Source organism: Actinomycetospora sp. (assembly GCF_036497585.1).
Classification (GTDB): domain Bacteria; phylum Actinomycetota; class Actinomycetes; order Mycobacteriales; family Pseudonocardiaceae; genus Actinomycetospora.
Genome location: NZ_DASXJD010000018.1, coordinates 1 through 17,690 on the forward strand (window position 1 = coordinate 1; position 17,690 = coordinate 17,690).

Here is a 17,690-nt window from a genome sequence, read left to right on the forward strand (position 1 = left end):
CCCCGCTGCTCAAGCGCCTGGAGAAGCAGGGCCTGCTGACTCGTCGTCGTCGGCCGGAGGACGAGCGCACCCTCGAGATCGCGCCGTCCGAGGACGGGCTGGCGCTGCGCGAGAAGGCGCGCGAGGTGCAGCGGGGGGTCGAGCTCGCCACCGGCCTGAGCGGCCACGAGCTCGCCGCCCTGCGCGAGCAGCTCACCGATCTCGACGCGCGCCTCCGGACCGCGACCGCCGTGCGCGAGGGCGGGGTCCGACCCCTCGGGCTTCAGCCCATGCCCGACGCCGCCAGCGGGTCGTAGCCGGGGGACAGGAAGAGCTCCTGGAGCTGGCGGCGGCGCACCCCGGTGTTGCTGCCCTCGATGACGGGGTACGCGAGCGCCTCCTGCAGGTACTCCACGAGCGGGAACCCCTGGTCGTAGGCGGTGACGCCGACGACCCCCACCAGCTTGTTGATCACTTCGACGGCCGTCTCGGACCCGAGGACCTTGGCGTGCAGGCCCAGCTCGAGCGCCGACGGGTGCCCGGACATGACGGCGTCGAGCGCGCGCCAGGACAGCAGGCGGACGGCCTCCATGCGGGCCTTGGCGTCGGCGAGGACGTCGGAGACCGCCTGGTGGCGCAGGATCGGCCCGCTCCCGCCGCGGGTCTCGTCGCGGGCGAAGCGGTACGCGACGTCGAAGGCGCCGCGCATGGCGGCGACCGCAAAGATGCCGATCGAGGCGCCGCTGGGCAGGAAGGCGTGGCGGGTCAGCTCGGCGCCCCGGCCCTCCTCCCCGAGCAGGTTCGCCACCGGGACGCGCACATCGTGCAGCCGGACCCGGGAGGTCAGGCAGCCGCGCAGCCCGGGGAGGTCGTAGTGCTCCTCGACCTCGAGGTGGCCCGCGAGGTGCTCCCGCTCGGCGACCAGGAGCGAGATCCCGCCCGGTGCCCGGCACACGATCGTCATGAGGTCCGGTCCGTCGCCGTCCCAGCCCGACAGGTGCGACGCCCAGGCCTTCGTCCCGTTGACCACGTAGTGGTCGCCGTCGCGCTCGGCGGTCGTGGTGATCCCGGTCGCGGGCGGCGCGGCGTCGAAGTTCGCGCTGCCCGCGGGCTCGCTGAAGGCCATGGCGGCGAGCGGGGCGCCGGAGTCGGCGAGGAAGGGCGCCACGAAGCGCCGCACCTGCTCCGGGGTGCCGGCCTCGTAGACCGGCATGAGGGCGATCAGCGGGCCGGCGAAGGAGATGGTGAAGTCGGGGCTCTGCGTCGCCCACTCCTCGATGAAGATCGCCGCGTCGACCCCGCTGCCGGCCGCGCCGCCCACGGCCGCGGGGATCAGGCCCTTGAGGAAGCCGTTCCCGACCGCCTTCTCGAACACCGGCCGGGCCAGCAGCGCGCGGGTCAGCGGGTCCGGCTCGGCCCGGACGGCGGCCGCGAGGTCGGCCAGGTACTCGGTCGCGAACCCCCGCGCACCGGCCTTGAGCGCCTCCTGCTCGGGACCCAACGAGAACGACACGGCCACGGCTGCACTCCCTGCTCGGCGACGACCTGAACGAACGTCGCCAGAGCGTCGTCGCGGGACCGGGCCCGCGTCTCGGCCGGACGTGCACCCTCGCCTGGCAGTTCGTGCAGCGGCCTTCACCCCTCGCCGGCGGGCAGGATCCGCGGCGGCCGCACCTCGCGGGGCGCGACGCCGAAGTGGCGGCGGAACGCCCGGCTGAACGACGTCGGGTCGTCGAAGCCGTGCGCCGCGGCCACCGCGGTGACCCCGGCCGTCGTCGAGGGGTCGGCCAGCACCGCCGCACACCGCTCCAGGCGCAGCCGCCGCACGGTCGCGGCGAAGGACTCATCGACGTCGGCGAAGAGGTGGTGCAGGGTGCGCGGCGAGACCGCGAACCGGCGGCAGACCGCCGCGACGGACAGGTCGGCCCCGAGGTGGCTTTCGACGTAGGCTCGCACGGCCGCGCGGGAGACCGCGCGACGCTGAACCGGGTCGGCGGCGCCCGGTGGCTCCACCGCCAGCGCCGCGGCGACCGCGGCCGCGAACGATCCGGTGAGGTCGCCCGCGCCCGGCGTCCGCGCCTCGAGCGGCCACAGCGCCTCCATCAGCGCGGTGACCGCCGCGCCGGCGCCCGTCCCGGGGACCGCCCGCCCGAGGGCGAGGCGGCGTCCCTGCAGCACGTCCGCGAGCGCGGCGTGGGGGAGCCGGTAGGAGAGCATCTGCCAGGGCCGGTCGAGGTGGAACCAGTAGGGCTCGGTGGTGTCGACCACCACGAACTGGCCGCGCTCCACCACCACGGTCTCGTCGCGCACCGTCGTCACGCAGCGCCCGTCGAGCTGCAGGTTGACGAAGTAGTAGGCACCGTCGGTCCGGGCGACGTCACGCGGCCCGTGGTCGGTGCGCTGGGGCCGGGCGCGTAGCCGGGCCCGGCTGAGCTCGGCGAGGGGCCGCGTCTCGACCTTGGCCGCGAACCCCTCCTCGTCGAGCGTGCGGTGCGGCGTCAGCGGCACGAAGGCCTGGCAGATGACCTCGTGCCAGTAGCCGAACTGCTCGCGCGGCGGGAGGGCCGCGATGTCCCACACCCCCACCTCGTCACCTCCCCGGTCCGCCGCGGCCAGTCCAGCGCACGCAGGTGACGACGGGGTCACGAGGTCGGTCACGAGGTCGGTCACGACGAGGCCGCGACCAAGTGCCCGCTGCCTCGTTGTCACGTCGTCGGAGCCCTGATCGACGCCCCCGACGGCGTCGTCGGGGGTGTCTTTCGCGAAAGGTCCGCGATGGTGCTGGTCGCACGTCTCGTCACCACGGCCGCCGCAGCCGGGGGGCTGCTGCTCGGCTCGGTGGCGCTCGGTGGGGGGATCGCGTCCGCGGCCCCGGCTCCCACGGCCCTGGTCCCCGCGTCCTGCGGGCAGACCGTGTCCGCGATGCCCGGGGACACGGTGAGGGTGACGCCGCGGGTCGGCGTGCCCCAGGACTACACGGTCGGGGGGGCGCCGGGCACGACGGCGCACATCCCGTCGTCGATGGCCCGCCCCGGGTGCGACGTGAACGTCCAGATGCTCGCGCCGCCGGTGTACTACGCCCCGGCGCCGGCCCCCGTCGCCGCGGCGCCCATGGCCGCGGCCCCGGCCGCCGCGCCGGGTGCGGTGGCTCCGGCCGCCGTCGGCCCGTGTGCGGCCCCGGCGGCACCCCCGCTCGCCGCGGCGGGCCCGGCTGCCGCCCCCGCCGCTCCGGCGCCCCGGGCCGCGGCGGCCGCTCCGGCGCCGAAGGCCTCGACCGCCCACTCCTCGCGCACGGCGGCCTCGTCGGATGCGGGTGCCCTCGGGGCGGCGGCGCCGTTCTCGCCGTCGCAGCTGCTCGCCCCGCCCCCCGCGGCGCCGGCTCCCGCGGCTCCGTCGGCCCCCGCCGACCCAGCGGCGAACGTCGTCTCGGCGAGCAACAACTCGGCGCTGCCCCCGGCCGACTCCTCCGGCGGCATGGGCGTCCCGGTGCTGATCGCGCTCATCGCCGGGACCGGCGTCGCCGCGATGGGCGTGCGGATGTTCCTGATGCGCCGCGGCAACGGCTCGACCCCGGCGCACGCGGCCGGGGCGGAGATCGACCCGTCCGCCGAGCCGGTCACGGCGTACGTGGGGTGCTGACGGCGCTCGGCGCACCAGAGAGCGGGGTTTGTCCCGGCACGTCCGGTGGGGAGTTCCGCGGTGAGTCACCCGGCCGGGTGGCGCGGTGTCCACATCGACGTGCCGGGAGAGCGCCGTGACCGACGTCCTGACCTTCACCCGCGAGTTCGTCCGCGCGCCGTGGACGACGGCCTCGCCGTTGCCGACGTCGAGCACGGCGTGCGACGTCGCGCTCGCCCCGCTGCCCGAGCACGGTGACCCGGTGGTCCTCGAGCTCGGCGCGGGCGCCGGCGCCACCAGTGCTGTCGTCCAGCGCCGCCTCGGCGCGCGGGGCCGCCACCTCGCCGTGGAGGTCAACCCGCGGCTGGCCGCGGTCCTGGCGCGCCGGTTCCCCGCCGTCGAGGTGATCTGCGACGAGGCGGTCGACGCGCTGGCGGACCTCGACGCGCGCGGGACCCGGGTGGACCTGGTGTTCAGCACGCTGCCGCTCAGCCTCGCCGAGGACCGCGGGTTCCTCACCGCGGCCGGGGCGCTGCTCGCCCCCGGCGGGGCCCTGAGCCAGGTCCAGCACAGCTGGGCCCGGCTCCTGCCCTGGGCCCGCGAGGCCGAGCAGGCCCTGCACGAGGCGTTCGAGGAGGTCGTCGTCAGCCGGACCGTGTGGCGCAACGCGCCCCCGGCCACGGTGACGATCGCACGCCGGCCTCGCCTCGCCCGACCCTCCTGACCGGCCTCAGAGCCGACCGGCGGCGCGGACCAGCCCGGCGACGGCGAGGGAGCGGCTGTGCGGCGGCCAGGCGATCACGGTCGTCACGCGCGGCGCGTCGACGATCGGCACCGTGGCGAGGTCCTCGCCGAGGTGGGTCCGCAGGCGCACGATCGACGTCGTGGACCGACAGACGATCGCGCTGGTGACCGGCGCGAACAAGGGCATCGGGTACGAGATCGCCGCTGGGCTGGGCGCGCGCGGCTGGACGGTGGGGGTCGGCGCCCGCGACGACGGGGCACGCGAGGCCGCCGTCGCGAAGCTGCAGGCCGCGGGCGTGGACGCGTTCGGCGTGCCGCTCGACGTCACCGACGACGCGAGCGTGGCCGCGGCGGCCCGGCTGGTCGAGGAGGAGGCCGGCGGGCTCGACGTGCTCGTGAACAACGCCGGGATCACCGGGGGCGCGCCGCAGGAGCCGACCGCCGTCGACCCGACGACGATCCTGCGTGTCGTCGACACCAACGTCGTCGGCGTCGTGCGCGTCACCAACGCGCTGCTGCCGTTGCTGCGCCGGTCGGCCCATCCGCGGATCGTGAACATGTCCAGCTCGGTGGGGTCGCTGACGCGCCAGAGCACCCCTGGCGGCGAGACCGGGCCGATCTCCGGGGCCTACTCGCCGTCGAAGACGTTCCTCAACGCGGTGACCGTGCAGTACGCGAAGGAGCTCGCCGACACCGATGTCCTCGTCAATGCCGGCTGCCCCGGCTTCTGCGCGACCGACCTCAACGGTTTCCGCGGGGTCCGCACGCCGGAGCAGGGCTCCGCGATCGCCCTGCACCTGGCGACGCTGCCCGACGACGGCCCGACCGGCGGGTTCTTCGAGGACGACGGCCGCGTTCCCTGGTGAGCTTCGTCCTCCGGGGAGCGCGGCTCAGCGCGCCGCGAGGTGGGCCAGGACCGCGTCGAGGGCCTCGGCGACGTCGAGCGGGGGCGTGTCGAGGGGGTAGCACTCGAGGACGGCGTCGCGCAGCCCGGCGAGGGCCGGCGGCGGGGTGTCGCCCCGGCGGGTCACGAGATGGGTCGCGGTGACGGCGAGCAGGCCGAGCAGGGCGTCGAGGGCGGCGCCGGCGTCGGTCGCGCGGCGCCAGGCGAGCACGTCGGGTGTGCTGGTGTCGGTCTGCCCGCTGCGGCCGAGCCCGACGAGGCCGGGCGCGGCGGCGGCCCGCGCCTGCTCGGCCCAGCCCGAGGCGGTCATCGGGAACAGCGAGGTCCGCGGCTCCGTCTCGTGGGCGGCGATGCCGTCGGGCGGGTCGGTGAGCCGGTTGAGCTGTGCGGTGACCAGCTGGGCGAGGTCGGCCCAGGCGTGTGCGAGCGCGCCGAGCGTCGGCGAGACGAGCGGGTTGTGGTAGCCGCCGTTGGAGAGCACCGCACCCAGCGGCGGGCGCAGGTCGGGCCCGACGAAGACCGGGTTGTTCGACGCGGCACGCAGCGTGGTGGTGGCGGCGTCCTGCGCGTGGGCGAGCGTGCGCAGGACCCCGCCGAGCACCCGCGGCGCGCTGCGGAACGACACCGGGGCCTGGTAGGCGCGGCGGGGCCACGTGCCGCCGGCGAGCAGCTCGCGGTAGCGGGCGAGCACGCGCTCCTGGTGCGGGTCGCCCCAGAGCACGCCGAGCTGGGCGTCGACGTGCATGTCGGGCAGGCAGGCCGCGACCGCGGCGAGAGCGAGCACCTGCTCGAGCCGCGCGATCCGGTCCCTGCCGGACAGGACGGCGTCGGCGAGCACCCCCGACGCCATCGGTGACCCGTTGATCAGCGCCATCCCCTCGCCGACCTCGAGGGTCCCCTGGAAGGCGGGGCGCAGCAGCCGGCCCAACGCGACGACGTCGCCGGGGTCGCCGTTGCCGCCCTCGGGGACGGCCGGCAGGGGCCCGTCGAGCAGCGTGGTGAGGCGCGCGGCGGTCTCCGCGCGGATCGCGGCCGTGCCGTGGAGGATGTCGGTGAGGCGGGCGAGCACGGCGGCGCGGGTCACGCGCTCGGGCAGGGCGGGCCCGAGGGTGGACGGGGACGGCGGCGTCGGGGGCAGCAGCCGCCCGAACTCGGCGCGAGCCGCGTCGTCGAGGACGGTGCGGGCGGCGACGTCGTGCTTTGTGGTGATGCCGTAGAGGTGGTCCCCGGCGTGCGCCTCGACGAAGGCGACGAACTCGGCGCGCCGCCGCCCGATCGCGGCCAGCGCCGCCGGCGCCAGCCGCACCGGTTCGCCCGCCCGCGCCACCCGCCGGACGGCCTCGAGGTCCACGTCGGCGGGCTCGCTCAGCTCCAGGGTCACGCCCGCATCCTGACCCGGGCCCGGTGGACCCGCCGGGGTGACCTCCGGCCGGGACGTCCGACCCTGGTGGGGGCCGGGACGGGAGCGGCAGGCTGACTCCGCGGGTGCGGTTTGCGGCCCGAGCGCCCGGGTGGGCGCGCCGGAGGCACGGAGAGAGGCGACATGGCTGACGGTGGGACGCCGCGCGTGGTGGTCGGGGTCGACGGGTCGAAGAGCGGCGACGTCGCCCTGCGCTACGCGCTGCAGGAGGCCGCCCGGCGGGGCGCCGACGTCGACGTCGTCTCGGCCTGGGAACCCCCGATCCGGAGTCTCGCGGAGTCCTTCGGCCTGGAGCCCTACGACCGGACGAGGTGGGACAGCGCCCACGAGCGGGCCGCCCGCGAGCACGTCGACCAGGTCCTCGCGGAGGAGCCGGGCGCCGCGGAGCGTCGGGTCGAGGTCCACGCCCGGACCGGACGGCCCGCGGAGATCCTCGTCGAGGCCGCTCGGGGAGCCGATCTGCTCGTGGTCGGGCACCGCGGCCGTGGCGGGGTGACCGGCGTCGCCCTGGGCTCGGTGGGGCTGCACTGCGTGATGCACGCCCCGTGCCCGGTGCTGGTCGTGCCGTCCGAGGTGTGAGCCGGCGTCACCCGGCTCGGCCGGGTGGGCCCACGTCGTCCAGGGTCGTGCGCGCGATGAGCGCGAGGAGCTCCGCATGGACCGCGTCGGGCTGCTGCACGGGGACGAAGTGGCTCCCCGGGAGAGCCACGAAGCGGGTGTCGGGCATGGACTCGGCGACCGCCCGGAGGCGGCCGGCGTCGACGAACGCGTCGAAGTGGCCGGCCGGCGCGCGAGCTGCTCGGGCGCGATGGCGGCGTTCGCGTGGTACATCCACATCGACGAGGCGATGCTCCCGGTGAGCCAGTAGATCGTGACGTTGGTGAGGATCTGGTCCTTGGTGCGGCCCACGCGCCGCCCGCGGCGAACCAGTCCCGCTCCACGGGCGTGAGGACGGCGGGGTCGACGCCCGGGTAGGGCTGGCCGCCGTCGGTGGGGGCGTCCGGCCAGCGCGCGGCCCGGACCCTGGCCCGGAGGTCGGCGAGCGCGTCCGGGTCGGTCCGCAGCGCGAACGGCTCGTGTCCTGCCAGGTCATCACCGACGACATCGCGGCCTGACGCGCGCTATGACACGACCGTCGACGACCGCGCGGGCGCCGGCGCCGGCGTCGGGACGGTCTGCACGACCTGGTCGGCGACGCGCCGCGCGAACACGATCAGGACGTAGCAGAGGGCGGCGTAGCCCAGGTACTTGCAGACGTCCTCGGCGTTGCCCAGGAAGTGGGACAAGGTCGGGTCACTGACCTCGAGCACGTCCTCGAGCTTGTCCCCGGCCACCGAGACGGCCAGACCGGCCAGGCCCAGCAGCATCGGCGCCAGCAGGCCCAGGCGGTGCACCGGCGCCATGACCCACAGCACGAGCGCGCCTCCCACGACGACGTAGAAGCCGTTGCCGAGGGTCTCCGGGATGCGGAAGCTCGGGAGGATCGAGTCGTGGATCATGAAGATGTCGTCGAAGGCGACGAGCAGCACCAGGACCGCGACCCCGAGCCCGGCGTGGACGACCCGCCGGTCCGGCCCGCACCCCCCGCGGTGGCGCCGGGCCCGGGCCAGGTCGAGGGCGCCCAGGAGGGCGCCGGCCGCGGCGACCAGCGCGCCGCAGCAGATGAACGTGAACAGGCCCGACCACGCCGAGGAGCCCGGTGAGGTGTCCTGGTCCTGGAGCGCGATCTCGATCGCGTGGTGGCTCGCGGCGAACGCGGTCAGCACGAGGGCGAACCCGATCCCGGCCGGCACCAGGGCCCGGGTGATCGTGCGCCACAGCTCCCCGAGCTCGCCCCGGGCCTTCCAGAGGGGGCCGGCGGGGCGTGGAAAGGGCTCGGTGGGCGGCGCGTCCCCGATGAGGACGGTGCCGGTGGACGCCTCGGCCACCGGCGCGGTCGATCCGGGCGGGCGGCCGACCTGCCCGACGATGCTGCGCGCCCGCATCACCAGCACCCAGCACAGCGCCGCGCAGCCGAGGTACTTGACGATCCCGCCCGCGTTGGCGAGGACCCCGGCCGGGTCGGCCGAGCGCTCGAGGTGGGCGGCCACCGCGAGGACGACCGCGGCGACGGCCAGACACGACAGCGCCGCCAGGAAGCCGAGCTGGACGCGGGCGTCGCGCATCGAGCGCCAGGCGCACGCCGCGAGCAGCCCCAGGACGAGCAGGTAGCAGGCGGTGCCGATGACCGGGGGGACACCGACACCGGGCAGGACGGTGTGGTGGAGCACGAAGAGGTCGTCCAGCACCAGGACGACGACGAGGGCCGCCGTACCGAGGTCCTCCCGGGTCGTCGTCGAGGGCTCGCCGCCGCGGCGGCGGCGCCAGGTGTGGATGAGCCCCACCGCGAAGAGCAGGACGCCGGTGGCCGCGAGGAGCGCCTCCGACGCGAGGAACTTGGCGAAACCCGTCCACTCCGCCCCCACGCGACCGGTGTCGCGGTCGCCGAGCAGGAACGCGACCACGTGGCCCCCGGACCGGTGACTGAGGGCCCAGCCGGTGAGGACCACCGCCATCCCGAGCGCCGTCGGGAGGACGACGAACCGCACCATTCGCGCGAACTCGTCGAATTCGTCGCGTTCCACCCACAGGGTCATCGCTCCTGCGCCTCCCGGATGACTTTTCGCGTTCACCGCGTGTTCGGCGGGAGGCTACTCAGGAACGATCGACGAGAAAGGGCTGGTCACCCGTCGATCCGAATTGGACGGAAAACGCACGGACTCGTCCCTGCGACACGATTTCCGGCGCCACCCACACGGGTGGTTCCCCGATGGCCCCCCCCCCCGCAGCCCCAGACCGAGCGCCGGGAGAGCCACCAGAACCAGCGCCCGCGGACTGCCGCTGGAGCAGACCGGCGACGGCGCGAAGGCGGCCGCCGAGGCGGACCCGGGGCTGGGCACGGCCGCGCGGGAAGCGGTCCTGGCCGCGCACCTCGCGATCTGCATCCTCAAGCCCGAGGTCGGAGCAGCAGCCGCGGACCCCCTGCCTCAGGCCGGCTCGTCGAGGAAGGTGGTGATCGCCGTCGCCACCTGCTCGGGCCGCTCGAGCTGGAGGAAGTGCCCGGCACCGGCCACGGCGACCACCCGCTGCGCGGGCAGGACGTCGGTGGCGAGCGCGCTGATCTCGGGACGGACGCAGCCGTCGTCGGTGCCGTAGAGGTAGAGCAGCGGGTGGCGGGGTGTGCCGAGGACGGCGCGTTCCTCGCGGCGGTAGCGGGGCAGCCGCCGCCACGGCTGGCCCCAGGCGCGGTAGTACCGGAGAGCGGCGGTCCGCCGGGCCGGCGAGTCGAGGGCCGCCGCGACGCGGGCGACGTCCTCGGCGCCGTCGTGACCCGGGGACCAGCTCGCCCAGAGCCGGGGGACGAGCCGCGGCAGGGCGGCCTCCGAGACGCCCGGGAGCTGCTGGAACAGCATGTACCAGCTCGCGCGCAGCTGACGGGCCAGCAGGTCGAACCGGCGCCGGCGGACGACGCTCGCCACGAGCCCCAGCGGTGGCACGGCCATCGTCACCACGCGCGACCACAGGTCGGGCGCGTGGAGCGCGGCGCCGTACGCGACGACGGCGCCCCAGTCGTGCCCGACGAGCAACGCCGGCCGGCTGTCACCGAGTGCGCGGCGCAGCGCGACGGCGTCCGCGACGAGGGCGCCGGACTGGTAGCTGCCGTCCGGGGCGAGTCCGGTCGGGGCGTAGCCCCGCAGGAACGGTGCCACCACCCGGTAGCCGCGCGCCGCGAGGACCGGGGCGAGGTGACGCCAGGACCACGCCGTGTCGGGGTAGCCGTGGAGCAGGATCGCGAGCTCGCCGTCGTCGGGACCCGTCGTCAGGTACGCGACGTCGAGCTCGCCCAGCCGGACCTGCTGTATCTCCACGGCCGCGGACCCTAGAGCGATCGTCCCGGGAGAGCAGCGCCGGATTCATGATCGAGTCCTCGCGAGCGACACGCGCAAGATTCGGTGCGACTCGCTCACGAAGACCGGATCTTGATCGCCGCGCCGTACATCCGGGCCCGTCCGGGCACCCTCCGGGGATGCTGTGTAGTCAGGCCGCGGGCGGGGTGGTCGTCGATCCGCACGGTCGGGTGGCGGTCGTCCGCCAACGGGCCCGGACGTGGTCGCTGCCCAAGGGCCACGTCGACCCGGGCGAGGGTGTGCTCGAGGCGGCCCGGCGAGAGATCCACGAGGAGTGCGGGCTCGCCGACCTGGAGCTGGTCCGGGAGCTCGGGTCCTACACGCGGCTCGGTGTCGGGCGCGGCCTGGCCGAGCGCAAGACGATCACGCTGTTCCTGTTCCGCAGCCCCGACGCCGACCTCGAACCGCTCGACCCCGCCAACCCCGAGGCCCGGTGGGTGGCGCCGGAATCGGTCGCGGAGATCCTCTCGAATCCGGCCGACGGCCGGTTCTTCACGACGCACGTCCTGCCGGTGTTGGACGAGGCCTGACCGGTACAGCTATTCCTCGACCGGGGCGCCGTCGTCGCCGTGGGCGAGGACCGAGAGGAAACGGATGGGGAGCTCGACGAGCTCCTGCGGCCCGTGGAGGCCCTCGCCGTCGTGACCCCGCGCTGCGCCAGCGCCCAGGCGGTGGCGCAGCCCTCGAGCCCGCCCCCGACGATCACGACCTCAGGCACGGTGCTCCCTCCCGGGAATCCAGTCGGTTCCCGCGAGCGGCACGCGGGCCATGGCGGCCTCGATCGCCAGCGCGACGATGTCCTCGGGCTCCAGGTGCTGGACGTGGGACTTGCCGCACGCCCGGGCGATCGTCTGGGCCTCCATCGTCAGGACCCGCAGGTAGTTCGCGAGCTGCTTGCCGGCCCCGACCGGGTCGAGTCGGGCGGCGAGCTCGGGGTCCTGCGTCGTGATCCCGGCCGGGTCGCGCCCGTCCTGGAAGTCGTCGTAGAACCCGGCCGCCGAGCCCAGCGCCTCGTACTCCGCCGCGTACTCCGGGGAGTTGTCCCCGAGCGCGATCAGCGCCGCGGTGCCGATCGCCACCGCGTCGGCCCCGAGGGCGATCGCCTTGGCGACGTCGGCCCCGGTGCGGATGCCGCGGAGACGATCAGCTGGACGCCGTGGCGGTGCAGGCCGAGCTCCTGCAGGGCCGCGACGGCCTGGGGGAATCGCGGCGAGGGTCGGGATGCCGACGTGCTCGATGAACACGTCCTGGGTGGCGGCGGTGCCGCCCTGCATGCCGTCGACGACGACGACGTCCGCGCCGGCCGCGACCGCGAGCTTGACGTCGTAGTAGGTGCGGGTGGCCCCGACCTTGACGTAGATCGGCTTCTCCCAGTCGGTGATCTCGCGCAGTTCGGTGATCTTGATGGCGAGGTCGTCGGGGCCGGTCCAGTCGGGGTGGCGGCAGGCGCTGCGCTGGTCGATGCCCGCGGGCAGCGTGCGCCTCCCGGCGACCCGGTCGGAGATCTTCTGGCCGAGCAGCATCCCGCCGCCGCCCGGCTTGGCGCCCTGCCCGAGCACGACCTCGACGGCGTCGGCCTTGCGCAGGTCGGTCGGGTTCATGCGGGGTAGACGAGGGATCTCCTCACTCGGGACCGCCGGCAACCACCCGCTCGCGTCCGTCGACCGCGAGGAGAGGCCGCGCAACCGCGACGCCGTGACAGGATTCTTCGACGACGACCTGAGGCTTCTACCCGGCACGAGAGCTGCCGACGTCAGGGCACATTTCCAGTGGGCCATTATCGTACGGACGAGCCCGCCTTCGGTGCCCTGACGACGCGGCCCCGAGCACTTGCTTCTGCGAACCACACTCGACCGACACCGAGGAGTCGACCATGAAGCGCCTCGTGGTGTGTTGCGACGGCACGTGGAACGCGCCGGACGAAGTCGACGACGGCGTGTCCGTGCCCACCAACGTCTGCCGCATCGCACAAGCGGTAGCGCTGCGGGACCGTCACGACCGGGAGCAGCACGTCTTCTACGACAAAGGCGTCGGCACCGGTGGCGCGCTGGACCGGATCACCGGCGGCGCCTTCGGTGCGGGGCTCGCGAAGAACGTCCGCGACGCCTACCGTTTCCTCGTCGACACGTTCGAGCCCGGCGACGAGGTCTTCCTGTTCGGCTTCAGTCGCGGGGCGTTCACCGCGCGCAGCACGGCGGGCTTCGTGCGCAACTGTGGCATTCTACGCCGCGAATTCGTCGAGCACCTCGACGACGCCTGGGCGCTCTACCATTCAGGTGAGCCCTCGACCCATCCGCGCAGCACGGAGGCTGAGCTGTTCCGGCGCTCGTTCTCGACGGAGACGCGCATCCGATTCGTCGGGGTCTTCGACACGGTCGGGTCGCTCGGTGTCCCGGTCGCCGACCTTCCGGGTGCGGCGCTGGTCAACAGACACGTGCAGTTCCACGACACCGACCTCAGCGGCCAGGTCGACGGGGCCTTCCACGCGTTGGCGATGCACGAGCGGCGCGGGACCTTTTCGCCCACGCTCTGGACCGTTCCCCGTGACCAACCGCGAACGAGCGATCAGGATCTCGAACAGGTGTGGTTCACCGGTGTGCACTCCGACATCGGCGGTGGCTACGCCCGCCGCGGGCTCGCAGACGTCACGCTGCTCTGGATGATGTCCCGCGCCGAGCGCTACGGACTGGACTTCGTGCCCGGCAGCTTCCCGTGGCAGTGGTCGGACCCGATGAGGCAGGAGGCCGTGTGGCCCGACGCTCTCCAGGCGCCGCACGACTCGCTGGCGACGTTCCCCTATCGCTTCCTGCCCCGATTCCGCCGGACGCCCGTAGCGGGGACGACAGTGTCGTCGAGTGCCGTCGACCACGAGAAGAACCGGCCCGACGCGCCGGACGAGTTCGCGGGCATCCTCGGAGACGCCGAGCGGACGACGCCGGTGGAGCACGTCCTGGGCGCGTCGGGCGACCTCGTCGACCGGGGCTGACGGGGACGCGGGGCGGAGGAATTCGGGCGGATCTGGCACCTCCCGGCCGCGCGGCTGGACGCCGTCGTGGACGGGATGCGCGCACGGGGCCTCGTCGACGACGAGGGGTGGCTGAACGAGACCGGACGGGCGACCAGGACCGGATCGAGGCGCTGACCGACGACCTCGCCGCCCCGACGTACGACAGCCTCGAGCCGGACGAGATCGACCAGCTCGTCGCCGACCTCGAGCCCATCGCCGCCGCGCTCCACGCCGGCGGGATGCCGCAGCTGTGAGTCAGTGCACGACCGTCAGCAGGCCCTCGACACCGCGGCGGAACGCGTCCCCGACGCTGTCGGCGCCGTCGAGAGCGGCCCCGGACATGGCGCCGTCGCGCATCATGAGGAAGTGCCGCGCCGCGTGCCGCGGGTCGGGTCGTCCCGGTGAGCCGCGGAAGACCTGCTCGAACAGGTCGGCGAGCGTGCTCAGGTACCAGGTCCGGTGCTCGACGACGGCCCGCCGGACGGGGTCCTCGGCGTCGGGGAACTCCGCGGCGGCCTTGAGGAACGCGCAGCCCCGGAACTCGGGCCGCACCAGGTCGTCCGCGACGGCGGCGCCGATCGAGCGGAGCGCGTCGGCGGGCGAGGGGGCCGCGTCGACGGCCGCGGCGATGCCGGCTCGGGTCTGGGTGTCGACCCCGCGCAGGTAGGCGACGACGAGGGCTTCCTTCGAGGGGAAGTGCCGGTAGAACGTGGCACGCGTCGTGGGGGTCTCGGCGAGGATCCGCTCGACCCCGACCGCCCGGATGCCCTCGCGGTAGAACAGCCCGCTCGCCGTCGCGAGCAGCCGCTCCCGGGCCTCCGACCGCCCCGCCGCCGACGTGGGTGTCGCGGTCGACGGCGCCGGGGAGGACATGGCGCCACGCTAGCAGAAAGAACGATCGGTCTTGCGTGGGGCGACGGAACCGTGCCACGCTCCTCGGCAGCAAGGAAGAACGGTCTTTCTACCTGAGGAGAAGCCATGACGACCGTGACCACGATCCGGGAGGTCGCTCCCGCGCTCCGGCGGCTCTACTTCGTCCGCTTCGGCTTCGCCCTCGTCTGGGCGGTCCTGCTGTACCTGACGGCGTCGAGCCTCGGCCTGCCGGCGGCCCTGCTGCTCGTGCTCTACCCGGCGTTCGATGTGGCCGCGGCCGTCGTCGACGCGCGGTCGTCGCGGGTCCCGGCGGCCGCAGGGCCCACGACGGCCCTCCTCCTCAACATCGTGATCAGCACGGTCGCCGCGCTCGGGCTCGTCGTCGCGTCGATGTCCGGCATCCCGGCCGTCCTGCGGGTGTGGGGCGTCTGGGCCGTCGTCGCCGGGCTCGTGCAGCTCGTGGTGGCCGTGCGACGCCGTCGGCTCGGCGGGCAGTGGGCGATGATCGCCAGCGGGTCGCTCTCGGTGCTGGCCGGCACGTCGTTCGTCGTGATGGCGTCGGGTGACGGGGCGGCCCTGGTCGCGCTGGCCGGCTACGCCCTGCTCGGAGGGGTCTTCTTCCTCGTCTCCGCGCTGAGGCTCGGGCGGTCGGCGCGACCGGTCGTCTAGCCGCCCGACGCCGGACCCCGGCGTCGGCGCGAGGTGACCGAGCGGGGCGGCGCCGCGCGCATGTGGTCGCGCACCGGGATGAGGAGGGCGGCGAGGGTCCTCGCGTCGTCCTGCGAGAGCGGATCGAGGAGCATCTGGCCGACACGCCCTCGTGGCCGTGAAGCACCCGCGCGATCAGCGCGCGGCCGGCGTCGGTGATGGTGTCGGTGACGCCGCGCTCGTCGTCGCGGGAGGGGCTGCGCGTGACGAGCCCCGCGGAGGGGTGAGGAATGCCTCGGGACCACACTCCGTGACGTGGGCCCTCGACGGTGCGGGAGAACCGGGTCCCCGGGACCCGGTTCTCGCGCGGTGTTCCGGCGTTCGCCTACGGCCGGGCGCCGTAGGCGTCGCGGAAGGCCGGCACGGCCTCGGCGCCGGCGACGGCGTCGGGGCTGATGACCTCCTCGACCGGGCGGCCCCGCAGCACCTGCTTGACGGGGCGCTCGAGCTTCTTGCCGGTGAGCGTGCGCGGGACGGCGGGCACCGCCGCGATGAGGTCGGGCACGTGGCGCGGGGACAGGTTGCGGCGCAGCCCGCGGGCGATCCGGGCACGCAGGTCGTCGTCGAGCTCGGCGCCGTCCGCGAGCGCGACGAACAGCAGCAGCTCGCCCGAGCCGCCCTCGTCGTCCTCGAGGTGCACCACCAGCGAGTCCGCCACCTCGGGCATGTCCTCGACGACGTCGTAGAACTCGGCGGTGCCCAGCCGCACGCCGCCGCGGTTCAGCGTGGCGTCGGAGCGCCCGGTGATCACGCAGCTGCCCCGCTCGGTGAAGCGCACCCAGTCCCCGTGCCGCCAGACGCCCGGGTAGACGTCGAAGTAGGCCTCGCGGTAGCGCTCGCCGTCGGGGTCGTGCCAGAACCCGACGGGCATCGAGGGCATCGGGGCGCGCACGACGAGCTCCCCGAGCTGCTCGACGACCGAGTTGCCGTCCTCGTCGAACGCGGCCACGTCGTGCCCGAGCCCGGGGCCGGCCATCTCGCCGCGGTACACCGGCTGCCAGACGCTGCCCCCGACGAAGCCGCTGCACACGTCGGTCCCGCCGCTGAACGGGTTGAGGACGAGGTCCGGACCGAGGTGCTCGTAGACCCAGTCGAACGCCTCCGGCGGCAGTGGGGCTCCCGTCGTCCCCAGCTGGCGCAGCTCCGGCCACCGCGGCGGGACGACCCCGGCCTTGCGGCACGACGTCAGGTACCCGGGACTGGCCCCGAGCAGTGCGACCCCAGTCTCGGCCGCGAGCCGCCACTGCGCCTCGAGGTCCGGCCAGAGCGGGTTGCCGTCGAGCAGCACGATCGCGCCGCGGTGCAGCAGCACCGAGATCGTGATGTTCCACATCGCCCAGGCCGTGGTGGTGAACCACAGCGTCCGGTCGCCCGGGCGGATGTCGAAGTGCAGGCCGAACAGCCGCAGGTGTTCGAGCAGGATGCCGCCGTGGCCGTGGACGATCGCCTTCGGCAGCCCGGTGGTGCCCGAGGAGAACAGCACGTACAGCGGGTGCTCGAAGGGGAGGTCGGCGAACTCCAGGGGCCCCGACTCGGCGAGCAGCTCGTCCCACGTCAGGGCGTCCGGCACCCGGTGCGGCCCGTAGTCCAGGCCGACGACGTGGCGCACGCTGGGCAGGCCCGCGCGGATCGTCGCCAGCTCGTCGCGCTGGTCGATCTCCTTGTCGCCGTACCGGTACGACGCGACGGCGAGCAGCACCGTCGGCTCGAGCTGGCCGAGCCGGTCGACGACGCTGCGGGCCCCGAACTCGGGCGCGCACGCCGCCCAGATCGCGCCCAGGCTCGCGGCGGCCAGGAACACCACGATCGTCTCCGCGACGTGGGGCAGGTAACCGACCACCCGGTCGCCCTCTCCCACCCCGAGGCGCACCAGCCCGGCCCGGGCCCGCGCCACCTGGTCGCGCAGCTCGCCGAAGGTGAGCTCCCGCGGCTCGCGGGTCTGGGACCGGGCGATGATCGCCGTGCGGTCGGCGTCGGCGTCGGTGCCGAGCATGTGCGCGGCGTAGTTCACCCGGGCACCCGGGAACCACTGCGCGCCCGGCATCTCCGAGGACCCGAGCACACGGTCGTAGGTGCCCGGCACCCGATAGTACTCCCAGATCGAGCCCCAGAACTCCTCCGGCTCGGCCACCGACCAGCGCCACATCGCCCAGTAGTCGTCGAACTCGAGCCCGCGCGTCGACGCCAGGTGATCGCGGTAGGCGCCGATCCCGGTCCCCTCCAGGGGGCCCGGCGAGCGCAGCAGCGACGGTTCGTCGAGGGCGGTCATGGTGCCTGATCGTGCCGTGACCGGCGTCTCACCGCGAGCCTTCGCCCGCCTCGGCTCCGGAGTGGCGCGGCCCGGACGATCCGCGCTCGAGGTCGTCGCCGCCGATGTCCGCGGGGATCTCGCGTACCTGCTCGCGATCGAACGGACGACCGCCTCGGTCGGCGGTTCCGAGCCGACCCCGTACCAGCTCCGCAGCACGACGATCTTCCGGCGGGAGGACG

19 protein-coding genes and 2 pseudogenes are annotated in these 17,690 nt (G+C 74.6%); 11 read left to right on the forward strand and 10 right to left on the reverse strand.

Going from position 1 to position 17,690, the window contains the following annotated elements:
• Positions 1 to 296, forward strand: a pseudogene (locus tag VGH76_RS01675) (hypothetical protein); the annotation flags it as partial.
• Here the strand turns inward: VGH76_RS01675 and VGH76_RS01680 are convergent.
• Together VGH76_RS01680 and VGH76_RS01685 are read right to left on the reverse strand one after the other, a co-directional pair.
• Positions 263 to 1,498, reverse strand: coding sequence for an acyl-CoA dehydrogenase family protein (locus tag VGH76_RS01680; protein WP_331554865.1), 1,236 nt, complete (start codon positions 1,496 to 1,498; stop codon positions 263 to 265). The pseudogene VGH76_RS01675 and the gene VGH76_RS01680 sit on opposite strands and share 34 nt — an antisense overlap.
• Before the next feature lie 116 nt (positions 1,499 to 1,614).
• On the reverse strand, positions 1,615 to 2,649 hold the full coding sequence (locus VGH76_RS01685) for a helix-turn-helix domain-containing protein (RefSeq protein ID WP_331554866.1): 1,035 nt from the start codon (positions 2,647 to 2,649) through the stop codon (positions 1,615 to 1,617).
• Between the two features lie 105 nt (positions 2,650 to 2,754).
• Between VGH76_RS01685 and VGH76_RS01690 the strand changes: the two genes are divergently transcribed.
• On the forward strand, positions 2,755 to 3,618 hold the full coding sequence (locus tag VGH76_RS01690) for a hypothetical protein (protein WP_331554867.1): 864 nt from the start codon (positions 2,755 to 2,757) through the stop codon (positions 3,616 to 3,618).
• Between the two features lie 115 nt (positions 3,619 to 3,733).
• On the forward strand, positions 3,734 to 4,321 hold the full coding sequence (locus tag VGH76_RS01695; RefSeq protein ID WP_331554868.1) for a class I SAM-dependent methyltransferase: 588 nt from the start codon (positions 3,734 to 3,736) through the stop codon (positions 4,319 to 4,321).
• A gap of 6 nt (positions 4,322 to 4,327) precedes the next feature.
• On the opposite strand, the gene VGH76_RS01700 is transcribed toward VGH76_RS01695, so the two are convergent.
• On the reverse strand, positions 4,328 to 4,471 hold the full coding sequence (locus VGH76_RS01700; protein WP_414637652.1) for a hypothetical protein: 144 nt from the start codon (positions 4,469 to 4,471) through the stop codon (positions 4,328 to 4,330).
• A 10-nt stretch (positions 4,472 to 4,481) separates the two neighbouring features.
• Here VGH76_RS01700 and VGH76_RS01705 point away from each other — a divergent pair, with 10 nt between their 5' ends.
• Complete coding sequence (locus VGH76_RS01705) at positions 4,482 to 5,207, forward strand: SDR family NAD(P)-dependent oxidoreductase (protein WP_331554869.1); 726 nt, start codon at positions 4,482 to 4,484, stop codon at positions 5,205 to 5,207.
• A gap of 24 nt (positions 5,208 to 5,231) precedes the next feature.
• Here the strand turns inward: VGH76_RS01705 and VGH76_RS01710 are convergent, their stop codons facing one another.
• On the reverse strand, positions 5,232 to 6,626 hold the full coding sequence (locus tag VGH76_RS01710; RefSeq protein WP_331554870.1) for an aromatic amino acid lyase: 1,395 nt from the start codon (positions 6,624 to 6,626) through the stop codon (positions 5,232 to 5,234).
• A gap of 162 nt (positions 6,627 to 6,788) precedes the next feature.
• Here VGH76_RS01710 and VGH76_RS01715 point away from each other — a divergent pair, with 162 nt between their 5' ends.
• Both VGH76_RS01715 and VGH76_RS01720 read left to right on the forward strand, forming a co-directional pair.
• A complete protein-coding gene (locus tag VGH76_RS01715; protein ID WP_331554871.1) occupies positions 6,789 to 7,244 on the forward strand; it encodes a universal stress protein in 456 nt (151 codons plus the stop codon).
• A 76-nt stretch (positions 7,245 to 7,320) separates the two neighbouring features.
• Positions 7,321 to 7,533, forward strand: a complete 213-nt coding sequence (locus VGH76_RS01720; RefSeq protein WP_331554872.1) for a hypothetical protein — start codon at positions 7,321 to 7,323, stop codon at positions 7,531 to 7,533.
• Positions 7,534 to 7,786: 253 nt separating this feature from the next.
• On the opposite strand, the gene VGH76_RS01725 is transcribed toward VGH76_RS01720, so the two are convergent.
• Positions 7,787 to 9,301, reverse strand: coding sequence for a hypothetical protein (locus tag VGH76_RS01725; RefSeq protein WP_331554873.1), 1,515 nt, complete (start codon positions 9,299 to 9,301; stop codon positions 7,787 to 7,789).
• Between the two features lie 390 nt (positions 9,302 to 9,691).
• Entirely contained in the window at positions 9,692 to 10,573 is an 882-nt protein-coding gene (locus tag VGH76_RS01730; protein ID WP_331554874.1) for an alpha/beta hydrolase, read from the reverse strand.
• Between the two features lie 158 nt (positions 10,574 to 10,731).
• Here VGH76_RS01730 and VGH76_RS01735 point away from each other — a divergent pair, with 158 nt between their 5' ends.
• Positions 10,732 to 11,142 (forward strand): NUDIX domain-containing protein, encoded by a 411-nt coding sequence (locus VGH76_RS01735; protein WP_331554875.1) that lies wholly within the window; start codon positions 10,732 to 10,734, stop codon positions 11,140 to 11,142.
• Between the two features lie 180 nt (positions 11,143 to 11,322).
• Here the strand turns inward: VGH76_RS01735 and VGH76_RS01740 are convergent, their stop codons facing one another.
• A complete protein-coding gene (locus tag VGH76_RS01740) occupies positions 11,323 to 12,213 on the reverse strand; it encodes a glutamate synthase-related protein (RefSeq protein WP_331554876.1) in 891 nt (296 codons plus the stop codon).
• Between the two features lie 272 nt (positions 12,214 to 12,485).
• Here VGH76_RS01740 and VGH76_RS01745 point away from each other — a divergent pair, with 272 nt between their 5' ends.
• Entirely contained in the window at positions 12,486 to 13,598 is a 1,113-nt protein-coding gene (locus VGH76_RS01745) for a DUF2235 domain-containing protein (RefSeq protein ID WP_331554877.1), read from the forward strand.
• A gap of 107 nt (positions 13,599 to 13,705) precedes the next feature.
• A complete protein-coding gene (locus tag VGH76_RS01750; protein ID WP_331554878.1) occupies positions 13,706 to 13,873 on the forward strand; it encodes a helix-turn-helix domain-containing protein in 168 nt (55 codons plus the stop codon).
• Position 13,874: 1 nt separating this feature from the next.
• Here VGH76_RS01750 and VGH76_RS01755 read toward each other — a convergent pair whose 3' ends face one another.
• Positions 13,875 to 14,492 (reverse strand): TetR/AcrR family transcriptional regulator, encoded by a 618-nt coding sequence (locus tag VGH76_RS01755; RefSeq protein WP_331554879.1) that lies wholly within the window; start codon positions 14,490 to 14,492, stop codon positions 13,875 to 13,877.
• A gap of 105 nt (positions 14,493 to 14,597) precedes the next feature.
• Between VGH76_RS01755 and VGH76_RS01760 the strand changes: the two genes are divergently transcribed.
• Positions 14,598 to 15,161, forward strand: coding sequence for a hypothetical protein (locus tag VGH76_RS01760; protein ID WP_331554880.1), 564 nt, complete (start codon positions 14,598 to 14,600; stop codon positions 15,159 to 15,161).
• On the opposite strand, the gene VGH76_RS01765 is transcribed toward VGH76_RS01760, so the two are convergent.
• On the reverse strand, positions 15,158 to 15,295 hold the full coding sequence (locus VGH76_RS01765; protein WP_331554881.1) for a hypothetical protein: 138 nt from the start codon (positions 15,293 to 15,295) through the stop codon (positions 15,158 to 15,160). The genes VGH76_RS01760 and VGH76_RS01765 overlap by 4 nt on opposite strands.
• Positions 15,296 to 15,525: 230 nt before the next feature.
• Positions 15,526 to 17,469 (reverse strand): acetoacetate--CoA ligase, encoded by a 1,944-nt coding sequence (locus tag VGH76_RS01770; RefSeq protein ID WP_331554882.1) that lies wholly within the window; start codon positions 17,467 to 17,469, stop codon positions 15,526 to 15,528.
• A gap of 16 nt (positions 17,470 to 17,485) precedes the next feature.
• On the opposite strand from VGH76_RS01770, the pseudogene VGH76_RS01775 reads away from it, so the two are divergent.
• A pseudogene (locus tag VGH76_RS01775) lies at positions 17,486 to 17,690 on the forward strand (hypothetical protein); the annotation flags it as partial.

Excerpts from the sequence above, each read along its gene's own strand:
- VGH76_RS01690 (WP_331554867.1), top strand. The coding sequence starts at position 2,755 with ATGGTGCTGGTCGCACGTCTCGTCACCACGGCCGCCGCAGCCGGGGGG.
- VGH76_RS01715 (WP_331554871.1), top strand. The coding sequence starts at position 6,789 with ATGGCTGACGGTGGGACGCCGCGCGTGGTGGTCGGGGTCGACGGGTCG.
- VGH76_RS01720 (WP_331554872.1), top strand. The coding sequence starts at position 7,321 with ATGGACCGCGTCGGGCTGCTGCACGGGGACGAAGTGGCTCCCCGGGAG.
- VGH76_RS01725 (WP_331554873.1), bottom strand. The coding sequence starts at position 9,301 with ATGACCCTGTGGGTGGAACGCGACGAATTCGACGAGTTCGCGCGAATG.
- VGH76_RS01735 (WP_331554875.1), top strand. The coding sequence starts at position 10,732 with ATGCTGTGTAGTCAGGCCGCGGGCGGGGTGGTCGTCGATCCGCACGGT.
- VGH76_RS01740 (WP_331554876.1), bottom strand. The coding sequence starts at position 12,213 with ATGAACCCGACCGACCTGCGCAAGGCCGACGCCGTCGAGGTCGTGCTC.
- VGH76_RS01745 (WP_331554877.1), top strand. The coding sequence starts at position 12,486 with ATGAAGCGCCTCGTGGTGTGTTGCGACGGCACGTGGAACGCGCCGGAC.
- VGH76_RS01755 (WP_331554879.1), bottom strand. The coding sequence starts at position 14,492 with ATGTCCTCCCCGGCGCCGTCGACCGCGACACCCACGTCGGCGGCGGGG.
- VGH76_RS01760 (WP_331554880.1), top strand. The coding sequence starts at position 14,598 with ATGACGACCGTGACCACGATCCGGGAGGTCGCTCCCGCGCTCCGGCGG.
- VGH76_RS01765 (WP_331554881.1), bottom strand. The coding sequence starts at position 15,295 with ATGCTCCTCGATCCGCTCTCGCAGGACGACGCGAGGACCCTCGCCGCC.
- VGH76_RS01770 (WP_331554882.1), bottom strand. The coding sequence starts at position 17,469 with ATGACCGCCCTCGACGAACCGTCGCTGCTGCGCTCGCCGGGCCCCCTG.